13 protein-coding genes are annotated in these 12,582 nt (G+C 64.5%); 10 read left to right on the forward strand and 3 right to left on the reverse strand.

Translation table 11 applies throughout. The features are described from left to right. Positions 1 to 3: 3 nt before the first annotated feature. Positions 4 to 849: an AzlC family ABC transporter permease gene (locus ACNANG_RS07680; RefSeq protein WP_420226693.1), complete on the reverse strand. Its 846-nt coding sequence runs from the start codon at positions 847 to 849 to the stop codon at positions 4 to 6. Between the two features lie 271 nt (positions 850 to 1,120). Between ACNANG_RS07680 and ACNANG_RS07685 the strand changes: the two genes are divergently transcribed. The 7 genes from ACNANG_RS07685 (at position 1,121) to ACNANG_RS07715 (ending at position 7,864) form a co-directional block, all read left to right on the forward strand. Beyond that, positions 1,121 to 2,041 (forward strand): branched-chain amino acid transaminase, encoded by a 921-nt coding sequence (locus ACNANG_RS07685; RefSeq protein ID WP_420226694.1) that lies wholly within the window; start codon positions 1,121 to 1,123, stop codon positions 2,039 to 2,041. Between the two features lie 13 nt (positions 2,042 to 2,054). Then, a complete protein-coding gene (locus ACNANG_RS07690; protein WP_179589174.1) occupies positions 2,055 to 2,255 on the forward strand; it encodes a zinc-finger domain-containing protein in 201 nt (66 codons plus the stop codon). A gap of 139 nt (positions 2,256 to 2,394) precedes the next feature. Beyond that, positions 2,395 to 3,249, forward strand: a complete 855-nt coding sequence (gene purU / locus ACNANG_RS07695) for a formyltetrahydrofolate deformylase (RefSeq protein ID WP_420226695.1) — start codon at positions 2,395 to 2,397, stop codon at positions 3,247 to 3,249. Between the two features lie 23 nt (positions 3,250 to 3,272). Continuing rightward, positions 3,273 to 3,695, forward strand: a complete 423-nt coding sequence (locus ACNANG_RS07700; RefSeq protein ID WP_420227482.1) for a YybH family protein — start codon at positions 3,273 to 3,275, stop codon at positions 3,693 to 3,695. A gap of 20 nt (positions 3,696 to 3,715) precedes the next feature. Further along, positions 3,716 to 4,819 carry a YheT family hydrolase gene (locus tag ACNANG_RS07705; protein WP_420226696.1) on the forward strand — a complete coding sequence of 368 codons (1,104 nt, stop codon included), beginning with the start codon at positions 3,716 to 3,718 and terminating at the stop codon, positions 4,817 to 4,819. 90 nt (positions 4,820 to 4,909) lie between these two features. After that, positions 4,910 to 5,875, forward strand: coding sequence for a LysR substrate-binding domain-containing protein (locus tag ACNANG_RS07710; RefSeq protein ID WP_420226697.1), 966 nt, complete (start codon positions 4,910 to 4,912; stop codon positions 5,873 to 5,875). Between the two features lie 162 nt (positions 5,876 to 6,037). Then, the gene (locus tag ACNANG_RS07715; protein WP_420226698.1) at positions 6,038 to 7,864 is read left to right on the forward strand and encodes a thiamine pyrophosphate-binding protein; all 1,827 of its coding nucleotides are present in this window, start codon (positions 6,038 to 6,040) and stop codon (positions 7,862 to 7,864) included. A 111-nt stretch (positions 7,865 to 7,975) separates the two neighbouring features. Here ACNANG_RS07715 and ACNANG_RS07720 read toward each other — a convergent pair whose 3' ends face one another. Next, positions 7,976 to 8,992, reverse strand: a complete 1,017-nt coding sequence (locus ACNANG_RS07720) for a hypothetical protein (RefSeq protein WP_420226699.1) — start codon at positions 8,990 to 8,992, stop codon at positions 7,976 to 7,978. A 193-nt stretch (positions 8,993 to 9,185) separates the two neighbouring features. Here ACNANG_RS07720 and ACNANG_RS07725 point away from each other — a divergent pair, with 193 nt between their 5' ends. Together ACNANG_RS07725 and ACNANG_RS07730 are read left to right on the forward strand one after the other, a co-directional pair. Next, positions 9,186 to 9,824, forward strand: a complete 639-nt coding sequence (locus ACNANG_RS07725; protein ID WP_420226700.1) for a DUF2946 family protein — start codon at positions 9,186 to 9,188, stop codon at positions 9,822 to 9,824. Between the two features lie 305 nt (positions 9,825 to 10,129). Beyond that, positions 10,130 to 10,522: a type II toxin-antitoxin system death-on-curing family toxin gene (locus tag ACNANG_RS07730; RefSeq protein ID WP_420227483.1), complete on the forward strand. Its 393-nt coding sequence runs from the start codon at positions 10,130 to 10,132 to the stop codon at positions 10,520 to 10,522. 88 nt (positions 10,523 to 10,610) lie between these two features. Here ACNANG_RS07730 and ACNANG_RS07735 read toward each other — a convergent pair whose 3' ends face one another. Next, complete coding sequence (locus ACNANG_RS07735; protein ID WP_420226701.1) at positions 10,611 to 11,624, reverse strand: Bug family tripartite tricarboxylate transporter substrate binding protein; 1,014 nt, start codon at positions 11,622 to 11,624, stop codon at positions 10,611 to 10,613. A 303-nt stretch (positions 11,625 to 11,927) separates the two neighbouring features. On the opposite strand from ACNANG_RS07735, the gene ACNANG_RS07740 reads away from it, so the two are divergent. Continuing rightward, entirely contained in the window at positions 11,928 to 12,482 is a 555-nt protein-coding gene (locus tag ACNANG_RS07740; RefSeq protein WP_420226702.1) for a sugar O-acetyltransferase, read from the forward strand. The last annotated feature ends 100 nt before the right edge of the window (positions 12,483 to 12,582 follow it).

The following is a 12,582-nucleotide window of genomic DNA, read 5'->3' on the forward strand; positions in this document are numbered from 1 at the left end:
GCGTCATGCGGCGCTTCCTTCTTGCAAGGCACGCCGCGCCTGTGCCTTCTCGACCACGATCCCGGCGACGACCCCGGCCACCACCGCCGCGACCAAGCCCAGGCGCAACGGCAGGGGTTGACCCACCCACCCGACGATGGCGGCCGCCACGATGGCCGCAAGCACGGGTCGGCCCACGGCCATGGGCACGACAATGGACATCAGCGCCAGCACGGCCGCGAATTCCAGCGACCATCCTGCCGGGATCAGCGACCCCGCCACGATGCCCACAATGGAAGACACCTGCCAGACGATCCAGTTGCCGGCGTTGACGCCCAGGAAGAAGCCGGTCTGCTCGGGCGTGCCCTTGACGGGCGCGTCGCCGTAGCGCGGCAGGAAGAGCACGAAGGCGATGTCGCTGGAAAAGTAGCCGAGAATCAGCCGCTTCCACGCCGGGAAATGACGAAAGAAGGGGTGAAAGGCTGCCGAAAAGATCACGAAACGCAGGTTCACCACGAAGGACGCAAGAAAAATCAGCCAGATCGGCGCGCCGGCCAGTATCAGCGGCAAGGCGGTCAGCTGCGCCGATCCGGCGTACACGACCAGCGTCATGGCCAGCGCCAGCGACTGCGTCAGCCCCACCTTGACCATGGCCACGCCGGTGACCAGCCCCCACACCCCAATGGCAAACGAGGCCGGCGCCAGCGCCCGCAGCCCCGACTGAAAGCCCGCGCGCAGGGCGTCGGGGCCGTGGGGCGCGGGCGGCAGGGCCGGGCCGCGATCGGCAGGGGGATCGGGAAGCAAGGCGGAAGGGTCTCGATCGGCAGCGGACGTGGCGCGTGCCGTGGTGGATGAATCTGGGGAAGCCATGACGGATGCTGCAGGGGGTGAGCCCGCCGATTGTACTAGGCAGCCAGCGCAAAGGCGGCCAACGTCTGGGCGGCCGCGTGCCAGGCGGCAAGCGGCGCCAAACGGCCTGGGCGCGCCATCAATGACGCCATGCCCCCTGCCGCCAGGGGCCGTTTCAACGTCAAAGCAACGGCGCCGCCGCCAAAACCCCGCCTGCCCTAGCGTCTGTGCCACCAAAAAGCAAATCGCGGCCCAGGTTGCTACAATACTCGGCTAATTTCGGAGATCCAACATGTCGATGGCAGACCGCGACGGCTTCATCTGGTACGACGGCAAGCTCGTGCCCTGGCGTGAAGCCAATACCCACGTGCTCACACACTCCCTGCACTATGGGTTGGCGGTATTCGAGGGTGTACGTGCGTACAAGACGGAATCGGGCACCTCGATCTTCCGTGTCAAGGAACATACCGACCGTCTGGTCAACTCTGGCCGCATCTATCAGATGGCCCTGCCTTACAGCAAGGAACAACTGATCGAAGCCCAGAAGGAAGTGATCCGCGCGAACAAGCTCGAGTCCTGCTATCTGCGTCCGATCGCCTTCTACGGCTCCGAAAAGATGGGTGTGTCCCCCAAGGGCGCGAAGGTCCATGTGGCGATCGCCGCCTGGGAATGGGGCGCCTACCTGGGCGCCGAAGGCCTGGAAAAGGGCATTCGCGTCAAGACTTCGTCGTTCGCCCGTCACCACGTGAACGTGACGATGCCGCGCGCCAAGCTCGCCTCGACCTATGCCAACTCGATCCTGGCCAACCTGGAAGCGACCGAAAACGGCTACGACGAAGCCCTGCTGCTGGACACCGACGGCTTCGTGGCCGAAGGCGCGGGCGAAAACGTCTTCATCGTGCGTGATGGCGTGATCTATGAACCGGAAATCGCGTCGGCGCTGTCGGGCATCACCCGCGCGACCGTGTACACGCTGGCCGAAGACCTGGGCCTGAAGATCGTCAGCAAGCGCCTGACGCGCGACGACATCTATATTGCCGACGAAGCGTTCTTCAGCGGCACCGCCGCCGAAATCACGCCGATCCGCGAACTGGACAACCGCGTGATCGGCGAAGGCCGCCGCGGCCCTGTCACCGAACGCCTGCAAAGCGCTTTCTTCGAACTGGTCGCGGGCCGCAATCCCAAGTACCAACACTGGCTCACGCAGGTCTGACCAGGAGTCAACCATGTCTGATGTGAATGCGCCCACCGGCGTCATCGAAGTCGATGCCGAGGATCTGCCGATTTCCTGCCCCGGCCCGCACACGCCGCTCTGGAACATGCACCCCAAGGTGTTCCTTGACGTTGCGACCACCGGTGCGGCCATGTGCTCGTACTGTGGCCAGGAATACCGGCTCAAGCCGGGGGCCAAGGTCCACGGCCACTAAGGCCCGCAGGCCGCGGCCCCACCGCCCCGGCCCCCTGCCCTAGCCCGACCTCAACGGCCAGCCCCGGACTTCCGGGGCTTGTCGTTTCATCGGCGCCCACCGGCTTGCCGGGCGCGCTTCATCTCTACAGGAATCTTTCGTGCAGCAAAACGACCATATCCTGACGCTCGCTTGCCCGGACTCGATCGGGATCGTCTTTCACGTTTCGGAATTCCTGTTCGAGCGTGGCTGCAACATCCTGGATTCGCAGCAGTTCGGCGACAAGGATACGGGGCTGTTCTTCCTGCGCGTGCATTTCGAGATGCCCGCCGCGATGACGGCTGCCGATGTCCAGGCGCAGTTCAATGACGTCGCGACGCGCTTCAGCATGCAGTGGCAGATCCGTGACGCGCAGCGCAAGTCACGCGTCATGCTGATGGTCAGCAAGCACGGCCATTGCCTGAACGACCTGCTGTTCCGGGTCAAGAGCGGCCAGTTGCCGATCGAGATCCCGGCCATCGTGTCGAACCATCCGGACTTCGCGCTGCTGTCGGCGTCGTACGGCATCCCGTTCTATCACCTGCCCGTCGTCAACGGCGAAAAGGCGCAGCAGGAACGCCAGGTCCTGCAGATCGCCGAACGCGAAAAGATCGACCTGGTCGTGCTGGCGCGCTATATGCAGATCCTGTCGAGCGAAATGTGCGAAGCGCTGTCGGGCCGCGCGATCAACATCCATCACAGCTTCCTGCCCAGCTTCAAGGGCGCGCGTCCTTACTATCAGGCGCACGAACGCGGCGTGAAGCTGATCGGCGCCACGGCGCATTATGTGACGGCGGACCTGGACGAAGGCCCGATCATCGAGCAGGACATTGCCCGGGTCGATCACAGCATGTCGCCCGAAACGCTCACGGCCGTGGGCCGCGACGTCGAATGCCTGGTGCTGTCCCGTGCGGTTCGCTGGCATGTCGAGCACCGCATCCTGTTGAACGGTCACAAAACTATCGTGTTCCGCTGATCATGACGCCACGCAAAACCAATCTGTTCGCCACGCCCGACGAAGCCGAGCACGCGTTCTATGAAGCGCTGGAAACCGGCGATCTGGCCCAGTTGATGGAAGTCTGGTCGGATGACGATGAAATCGTCTGCATCCACCCGGGCGGCCAGCGCCTGATCGGCCACGACGCCGTGCAAAGTTCGTGGCAGGAAATCCTGAACAACGCGCCCGTGCCCATCCGGCCGACCCGTCAGCACGCCATGCAAAGCATGATGAATGCCGTGCATACCGTGGTCGAGCAATTGACGGTCGACACCGAGCAGGGTCAGCAGGTCGTCAATTGTTATGCGACCAACGTGTTCCACAAGGGCACGTCGGGCTGGCGGCTGGTGCTGCATCATTCGTCGCAGGCGCCGGACGATCTCGGTCCCACCGATCGTCAGGACGTGCCCGATCTGCTGCACTAGGCAGCAGCCCATCGCGACGCATGCCCGCGCTCCTGGATACCACATCCTGCCCTAGCCCCCGCTGGTTGCCCGAAGGTCACAGTCAGACGATCTTCGCGGCGCTGTTTGCGCGTCACCACCGCGCGTCGTTCGTGCGCGAGCGCGTCGACACGCCCGATGGGGACTTCATCGACCTGGACTGGACCGCGCCGGGCCTGGTGCCGGCGGCGATGGGGCAGGCCGGGCCGGCGCGTCACACTCGACGGCCGGGTGCCCAGGCCGCGGGCACACAGACCCTGCCCGCCGCGCAGCCGGTTCGCCTGCCCAATCCCTTGCCGCAGTCCACCGACAACGCCCTCGTCCTGTTTCATGGCCTGGAAGGCAGCAGTCGCAGTCCTTACGCACAAGCCATTACGCAGTACTTCCGATCGCGCGGCTGGACCGTGGTGATCCCCCACTTTCGCGGATGTTCCGGCGAACCCAATCGGCTGCCGCGCGCCTACCATTCCGGCGATTCGAAAGAGATCGGCTTCATGCTCGACACCGTGCGCAGCCGCCTGCCCGGCGCGCGCTGGCATGCCGTTGGCGTTTCGTTGGGGGGCAATGCATTGCTCAAGCATCTGGGTGAAGTTGGCACCGCGGCCAGCTGGCTGACGGCAGCCGCGGGCATTTCCGCGCCCCTGGACCTGATGGCCGGCGGCAGCACGCTCGGCACCGGCTTTGTGAACCGGCAGGTCTACACGCAGATGTTCTTACGTACGCTCAAGACCAAGACGCTGCTGAAGTCGCAGATGTTTCCCGGCACGATCGATATCCTGCGGGTCGCCAACGCCCGTGACCTGTACGAGTTCGACGATGCCTATACCGCGCCCTTGCATGGCTACACGGGCGTTACCGATTACTGGACGCGCGCGTCGAGCAAGCCGCTGCTGGGCGGCATTGCCGTGCCCACCCTGGTGCTGAATGCACGCAATGATCCTTTCCTGCCCGGCCGCTATCTGCCCGGCACGCATGAAGCGTCAAGCCACGTCTTGCTGCACCAGCCGGCCCAGGGCGGACATGTCGGCTTTTCCAGCGGGCGCTTTCCTGGCAACCTGAACTGGTTGCCGCAGCGGATCGCCACGTATTTTCGTTGCGGCGCGTAGGCCGTGGCGCGTCGTGGGTGCAAGCCGCAACGCAGTGCCTTGTCCTGCCTTGCGCCCTGTCCTGCCGCCCGTTTTTTTACGGAGCCCCGCATGAACTCCGATGACCTTGCCTGCTTTGCCCGCGTCGTGGCCTGCGGCAGCTTTTCGCGCGCGGCGGTGGAGCTGGGCAGCGACCAATCCACCATCAGCCGGCAAATGGCGCGGCTGGAAGCCGAGGCGCGCACGCGCCTGTTCCACCGCAGTGGCCGCGGTGTCGAACTGACGGAGCCCGGCCGCCTGCTGCTGGCCCACGCCCAACGCGTGGCCGCCGCCCTGGACGACGCGCAGCGCACGCTGCAAGCCTGCGCCGACGATGGCCCGGCGCAGATCGTGATCGCCGCCCAGCCCACGATTGCCAACACCACCTTTGCCGCGGTGGGCAAGGCGCTGCGGCACCAATTTCCGCGCACGCGTTTGCGCTTCGTGGAAGGCCTGGGCACGCATATGGTGGGCTGGCTGGCATCGGGCGAGATCGACATCGCCATCCTGTACCTGCCCGCGCATGCCGGCGGGCTGGAGGTGGATCTGCTGCTACGCGAGCAGCTGTGTCTGGTCGGGCCGCCAGGCGATCCTGCCGATGCTGCCAATTCGGCCAAGCCTGCCACCAACACCGGGGCGTGGCCGCTGAAGGCGCTGGCCGACGTGCCGCTGATCCTTCCCAGCACGCCGCATGGCCTGCGCCTGCTGGCGGAATCGCTGGCCAGCCGGTTGGGCATCACGCTGAACGTGGTGATGGAGTGCGATGCATCCACCAGCGTGACCAAACGTCTGGTGCAGGAAGGTTGCGGCTACACCTTGCTGCCGCTGGCGGCGGTGAGCGATGAACTGGCTGCCGGCCGTCTGCACGCCGTGCCCCTGGCGGACCCGTCTCCGCAGCGCGATGTGGCCTTGGCCACGTCCAGGAACCGGCCGCCCGTGGCGGAGCAGTGGGACATCACCCGGATCATCCGGCGCGAAGTGCAGATTATTGTGGCGAGCGGCGGCTGGCCCGGGGCAACGTTGATCGAGCAAGCGTAGCGCGGCAGGCTGGCAGCAGTAGGCGTCGCGCCTCTTGCCTCCATCCCATGCATCCGCCGCATACCTGATCTGCGTCGAGCTCATGGCGGACGATGCGAACCCTGTCCACAATGACGGCTGTCGGCGCCTTGCGCCCTTAACCCCGCTTGCTGGATGCTTCTAATGAACGCCCCTTCCGCACCCCGTTCCGCCGCTTCCGACGCCACCGCCGCCCGTTCGGGCGGTCAACTGCTGGTCGATGCGCTTGCCGCACAGGGCGTGGACCGCGTGTTCTGCGTGCCGGGGGAAAGCTACCTGGACGTGCTGGACGCGCTGTACGCGCATCCGGACATCGAGACCATCGTGACCAAACACGAGGGCGCGGCCGCCAACATGGCCGAAGCGGACGGCAAGCTGCTGGGCCGGCCGGGCATCTGCTTCGTGACCCGCGGCCCGGGCGCGACCCACGCCGCAATCGGCGTCCACATCGCGCAGCAGGACTCCACCCCCATGATCCTGTTCGTCGGCCAGGCGCCGCGTGACCATCTGGGCCGCGAAGCCTTCCAGGAAGTCGACTACGCCGCCACATTCGGATCCATGGCCAAGTGGGCCGGCCAGATCGAAGACACCGCGCGCATTCCAGAAATGGTCGCCCGCGCCTTCCAGGTGGCCACGTCCGGCCGCCCCGGCCCCGTCGTGCTGGCCCTGCCCGAAGACGTGCTGGGCGGTACGGCTACCGTGGCCGACACCCTGCCCTATCAGGTGCTGTCGCCCGCACCCACCGCCGACCAGGCGGCCGACATTGCCAAGCTGCTGGCGTCCGCGAAACAACCGCTGGTGATCGTGGGCGGCGCCAACTGGCCTGCGCAGGCCGCCGACGACTTCAAGGCTTTCGTGCAGGCGTGGAACCTGCCAGTGGCCGCATCCTTCCGCCGCCAGGACCTGTTCGACAACCGCGACCCGCATTATGTGGGCCACCTGAGCCTGGGCATGAACCCCGCCCTGGCCGAACGCGTGTCGACCGCCGACGTGATCCTGGCCGTCGGCACCCGCCTGGGCGAAATCAACACCGCCGCGTACACCCTGCTGGACGTGCCCACGCCCAGGCAGCAGCTGATCCATATCCATGTCGATGCGGCCGAACTGGGCCGCGTTTACCGTCCGACCATTGCCGTGCAGGCGGCGCCCGCAACCGCCGCCGCGATGTTGCGTGCGCTGGAAGCGCCCGCAACGGCGGGCAATACTGCGGCTTACTCTGCCGGCACCGCCGCTGCCAATGCTGCGGGCAGCGGCAGTGCCGAGTCTGCTGCAAGCGCCGCTGTCGATGCCGCTGCCAATGCTGCTGCCGCCTCATCGGCCGCTCCTGCCTGGGCCGGCTGGACCGAAGCCGCCCGCGCCGCCCACGTCGCCTTCAGCGCCGCCCCCAAGCCCGCCGCCGACTACCAGGGCGTCGTCATGGCCGACGTCATGGCCCACCTGAACACCACCCTGCCCGACGACGCCATCCTGGCCAACGGCGCCGGCAACTACACTGTCTGGGTCCACCGCTTCTACCAATACCGCCAGCCACGCACCACCCTGGCCCCGGTATGCGGCGCCATGGGCTACGGCTTTCCTGCCGCCATCGCCGCCAAGCTGCGCTACCCCGAACGGGATGTGATCGCCTTCGCAGGCGACGGCTGCTTTCTGATGTATCCGCAGGAACTCGCCACTGCGCTGCAGTTCGGCGCGAATGTCGTCACGATCGTGGTCAACAACGGCATGTACGGCACTATCCGCATGCACCAGGAAAAACGCTTCCCCGGCCGCATCAGCGCCACCAAGCTGCAGAACCCGGATTTCGTGGCCATGGCGGCCGCGTTTGGTGCGCATGCCGAATTGGTGGAGAGGACGGAAGACTTTCCGGCGGCATTCGAACGGGCCCGCAAGGCCGGCCGGCCCGCGCTGCTGGAGTTGCGCGTGGATCCCAAGCAGATCACGCCGGCGGTTCGGTTGGGGTCGGTGGACTGAGGGCGCTGGTCGATATGTCGGCTCGTGACGGGCCGGCATAACGGCGTCAATGCGCGCATCGCATCGCACCGCATCGCGTCATGGCCGTCGGTGACGCGGTTGCTGGCCGTGTCATACGGCCTGCAGCCGCCTTAACGCGTCTTCACGATATTGGCCAAAAGCCGCATTGTCCGGGCTGACGGCCCGAGGTGCCTTGAGAACTAACGTCCGCAGACGTTCTCGTTCCACGGCATTGGCAAGCGCGATAAGGTCATCGGCAAAATAGGAAGCCATCATCATAACGACGGTTTCGGGGGTGTCGCCCGAAGCAAGCAGAAGGTCCAGCAAGTGTCGGGTCAGCTCGTCTTGCCTGACACCCGACAACCATGCCTTGGCTTCCAGCCACTGACCGAGCGGCCGTCCCGCCAGATGATAGAAACGATCTGGCACCGTGGTGAACTGCGAAGCGTTGTCCTCCAAATAATCGAGCAAGATGTTTCGCCCCTCTCGACTTAGCGTCTCCACGCCTTGGCGCGAACTCAGAAGGCCGATCAGATGCTGGCCTAAGGTGGGCAGTTGGTCATCCTGGGCACGGGTGAGTTCTGCACGAATCATCTCCTTGATCAACCGTTCCTGCTCGGCATGCTCAAGGTTCCACAAATGACCGTGCGCCAAGCGAATAAATTCTCTTGCCGGCAAGATGCCGCTGCTTAGCGATTCTCGAAGAAATGAGATGGCCTTATCTGCAGGCGCTGCCTTCAAATAGGCCAATGCGGCCTCCTGTGCAACAGGGTCACGCGGATCCTGGGCGGCCGACTTCAGGAACGCCAGAATCCTTGCCTTTTCTTTCTCGGCAGCCGAATCCGGCGCGACCTCTGCCTGGCAGGCATTGCCGATGGCACGCACGATCATGGACTGGTTTGCCGGACTCAATACGTCGGCGTTAAACATCGACATGAGCACGTCAACGCTGAACCATCCTGGAAGCACTACGGCCATCTCGATCATGTAGCGTGACACGAATGCTCCGATTGCCTGGGCTTGCGACTCTGTTCGTGCGGGGTCGTTGATGATCGGCAATCCGATCGTTGCACCGGCCGCCACGCACACCGCCACGGCAATACCTATCGCTGCATTCCTGAATGACACCCTTGTTCTCCTTGCACTGCCACGACGGATAGTCGAGCAAGCTACCTGCAAAACCCGACGGATGCAGACTGTCGGATTTGACAGGCCAGGCAACATCCCGCAACGCCTGCTGCCTGCACGCCGGGCGCAACACGTCAGCCGCCCGTAAGCGTTGCGGTAAGCTTGACGGGTTCCCACTCAACGGATTTCGATCATGGATGACGACGTCATCGCCGCCATGGCGCGCTGGCCCAACGTGCCTGCCGTGTGCGGCTGGCTGTCGCTCGACCGGCGCGGCCGGTGGCGGCTGCATCCGCTTGGCGACGCGGATCAGGGCGGACCGGGCGAACCGATCTCCAATCCGCAGATCTTGGCGTTCATAGACCGCAATTACGTGCGGGACGTGACGGGCCGCTGGTACTTCCAGAACGGCCCGCAACGGGTATTTGTGCGGATCGATGTGGCGCCGCTGGCCTTGCGGGCGACGGGCCAGGGCGCGCAACTGACCACGCATACCGGCCAGGACGTGACGCAGGTGGCGCAGTGGTATGCAGACGAGGCGGGCCGGCTGTATGCGCAGACGGAACATGGCCCCGGGGTGGTGGATGACCGGGACATGGCCGCGCTGCTGGCGGCGTTCGAACTGGCCGACGGCCGCAGCGTGCTGGATGCGCCGCCGGACTGGCTGGGGGTGGCAGACGGGGCCGATGCGGCGGGCGGGGCCATGATGCGCGGCGGCGCACCGCTGGCAATTCAAACCGCTTCGTACGGCGCGTCGTTTCTGCATCCGCTGGCCGAGGCGGATCGGGAACATGTACTGGGCTTCGTTGCGACGCCTGCGCTGGACAGCTAAGTTAATAGCGGGCCGTCGGCTTGAGCGGATCGGCTGCCCGCGAGATTTACCGAGGTCCTCGAACTACAATTCAAGAAGAAATATCTTGCTGTACTAGCCAATCGGGAGTTGCTACGACCATGACGCAAAGCAAAAAGGTTTTTGGATTCGACACCGGTAGCCGGGAAAACATTGCGCCTTCTCGTGCCGTCGACCGTTCAGGTCGCACATCGGAGCAACGCGAGGTCACGAAAGCGGCGGCTACCAAGGTGATACGAACGCATCGCAAGGTACTTATTGCTTTAAGGGATAAGTAATTGCTTGACGTGGATTTCGTAATTGCTGTGCACGACCAGATCATCGAAGAAATTGGTGGACTTCCAGGCTTAGCCGGCGGAGGAAGAGGTGCGGTGCAGGCAGCGCTCAATCGGATCGAAATGCGTCGGACTTACGAGGCGCTAAACGATGTGTTTGGTATCGCAGGACACTATGCCGAGGCAATTGCGCGCGGCCATGTCTTTAATGACGGTAACAAGCGAACGGCGTTGACTTGCGCCCTGACCTACCTGGAAGAAGAAGGAATTGAAATCCCGGAGGTAGACGTCATCGATGAAGTGATGGTGATGTTGGCGGACGGAGATCTATCAGCGACCGAGTTCTCGAACTTCTTGTTCTCGGTATGGAGAGCGCATAACAGGCCGCGATCCATGCCCCAATAGCAAAAAGCGGCCGAGGCCGCGTTTTGCTAACCTCCGACGCTGGCAGCCCGGGACTTAAGGCCACCAACTATCGCGTCTAATGCAGACATCAGTCCGCTTCGATGTTGAACTCTTTCACGATCTTGGCGTAGTACGCGTGGTCGTCGGCGGTCAGCTTGCCCAAGGCATCGGGCGTGCTGCTCTTCGCGAACGCGCCGAACACGCGCATCTTCGACACCACGTCCGGCATCTTCAGGATGTCGGCCATGGCGGCGTTCAGTTGCTGCACGATGGCGTCGGGCGTGCCCTTCGGCGCGTACAGGCCTTGCCAGGCCGCCACGTCCACGTCCTTGTAGCCCAGTTCGCGCATCGACGGGGCGTCGGGTGCCAGCGGGGTGCGTTCGGCGGCGCCGTTTGCAAGGATGCGGATCTTGCCGGATTGCAGGTGCGGTTCGACCGGACCGTAGGTCATCCAGCTCAGCGCCACGTGGCCGCCCAGCAGGTCGTTCACGGCAGGGGCGACGCCCTTGTACGGAATGTGCGCGAGCTTGATGCCGGCAGCGCGGTTGAAGACTTCACCCAGGATGTGCATGGGCGAGCCCGAACCAGGCGTGGCGTAGGTGATGGACTTGCCGCCTTGCGCATCTTTCACCACCTGCGGCACCGATGTATAACCCGATCCCTGGCTGGCGACGAGCAACAGCGGCTGCGTGGCGGTCTGGGTGATCGGCGTGAAGTCGCGCGTGGGGTTGTACGTGGTTGCGGCGTTGCTCTTTACCACCAGGGTCGCAAGCGCGAACGTGTTGGGGGCAAGCAGCAGCGTGTACCCGTCGGGCTTGGCGCGCGAGACGTAGTTGCTGCCGATGATGCCGCTGGCGCCGCCGCGGTTTTCGATGATGACCGGCTGTCCCAGTTTCTGCGCCAGCTTTTCGCCGAACAGACGGGCCATGGCGTCGGTGTCGCCACCCACGGCATAGGCCACCACGATGGTGACGGGCTGCGTCGGATAGGCTGCGGCAGCCACTGCCGGCAAGGCGCCGGTCAGACCTACGGCGCCCAGCACGGCGACGGCACCCAGTTTCAGGAAATGACGTTTGTTCGACACTGCTTTACAGAAGGACATGACGGCGACTGGTAAGTGTTTGTACGTGCGCAGCATAGCAGCAGTTGGCCGCCGAACGCGCCGATCCGGCACACGATGTAGCGTGAAAACCCGCAGCCTTGGCAGGATAACGACAGGTGGCGCCAGGACGTTTCATCAAAGGAACAAATTGGCTGCCGAGCGTGCTCAAACTTGAGCAGGCGGGGTCCCATTGCCGCTTCCGGCGCCGCCTGTCTCGGACCAGGTAAAAGCTGTGACAAGCGCCTGGTTCGGTGATTTTTCGGGGAGACAATGGACGCATCCCTACGTTTACCGGAGACCCCCATGACCCACCGCACCGAAAAACAGAAGATGCTGGCCGGCGAGCTGTATGTCGCGGACTGCCCGGAACTGGCGGCCGACAATCGCCGCGTGTCGGAATGGATGGCGCGCTACAACGCGTCGATCGCGATGCCGCCTGCGCAGCGGCTGGCGTTGCTGAAGGACATGCTGGGCGCGGTGGGCAACCACGTGAACATCCGGCCGCCTTTCCATTGCGACTACGGCTACAACATCCGCCTGGGCGACGGCGTGTTCATGAACTTCAACTGCATCATCCTGGATGTCGTGCAGGTGACGATCGGCGACAACACGCAGATCGGGCCGGGGGTACAGATCCTGACCGCCGACCATCCGCGCGACCCGGCGCTGCGGGCGCAGATGCTGGAGTTCGGGCGGCCCATCGTGATCGGCAAGAATGTGTGGATTGGGGGTGGTGCGTTGATCATGCCGGGCGTGACGATCGGTGATGATGCGCTGATCGGCGCCGGCAGCGTCGTGACGAAGGACGTGCCCGCGGGCGCAACGGTGATGGGCAACCCGGCGCGGGTTCGCGGCTGACACAGCAGGCCAGCGCATCTCGCCGACGCATCAAACTAATTTCCCGGCTGCCGGGCCAGCCAGCCGCCTTGCAAGGCAACAACCCTGCATCCCGCGCAGG

This window comes from Pigmentiphaga litoralis (assembly GCF_048632615.1).
Lineage (GTDB): Bacteria > Pseudomonadota > Gammaproteobacteria > Burkholderiales > Burkholderiaceae_B > Pigmentiphaga > Pigmentiphaga litoralis_B.

What these genes read in the sequence shown, in the direction of transcription:
- ACNANG_RS07680 (WP_420226693.1), bottom strand. Translation starts at nt 849, where the DNA reads ATGGCTTCCCCAGATTCATCCACCACGGCACGCGCCACGTCCGCTGCC.
- ACNANG_RS07685 (WP_420226694.1), top strand. Translation starts at nt 1,121, where the DNA reads ATGTCGATGGCAGACCGCGACGGCTTCATCTGGTACGACGGCAAGCTC.
- ACNANG_RS07690 (WP_179589174.1), top strand. Translation starts at nt 2,055, where the DNA reads ATGTCTGATGTGAATGCGCCCACCGGCGTCATCGAAGTCGATGCCGAG.
- ACNANG_RS07705 (WP_420226696.1), top strand. Translation starts at nt 3,716, where the DNA reads ATGCCCGCGCTCCTGGATACCACATCCTGCCCTAGCCCCCGCTGGTTG.
- ACNANG_RS07710 (WP_420226697.1), top strand. Translation starts at nt 4,910, where the DNA reads ATGAACTCCGATGACCTTGCCTGCTTTGCCCGCGTCGTGGCCTGCGGC.
- ACNANG_RS07715 (WP_420226698.1), top strand. Translation starts at nt 6,038, where the DNA reads ATGAACGCCCCTTCCGCACCCCGTTCCGCCGCTTCCGACGCCACCGCC.
- ACNANG_RS07725 (WP_420226700.1), top strand. Translation starts at nt 9,186, where the DNA reads ATGGATGACGACGTCATCGCCGCCATGGCGCGCTGGCCCAACGTGCCT.
- ACNANG_RS07735 (WP_420226701.1), bottom strand. Translation starts at nt 11,624, where the DNA reads ATGTCCTTCTGTAAAGCAGTGTCGAACAAACGTCATTTCCTGAAACTG.
- ACNANG_RS07740 (WP_420226702.1), top strand. Translation starts at nt 11,928, where the DNA reads ATGACCCACCGCACCGAAAAACAGAAGATGCTGGCCGGCGAGCTGTAT.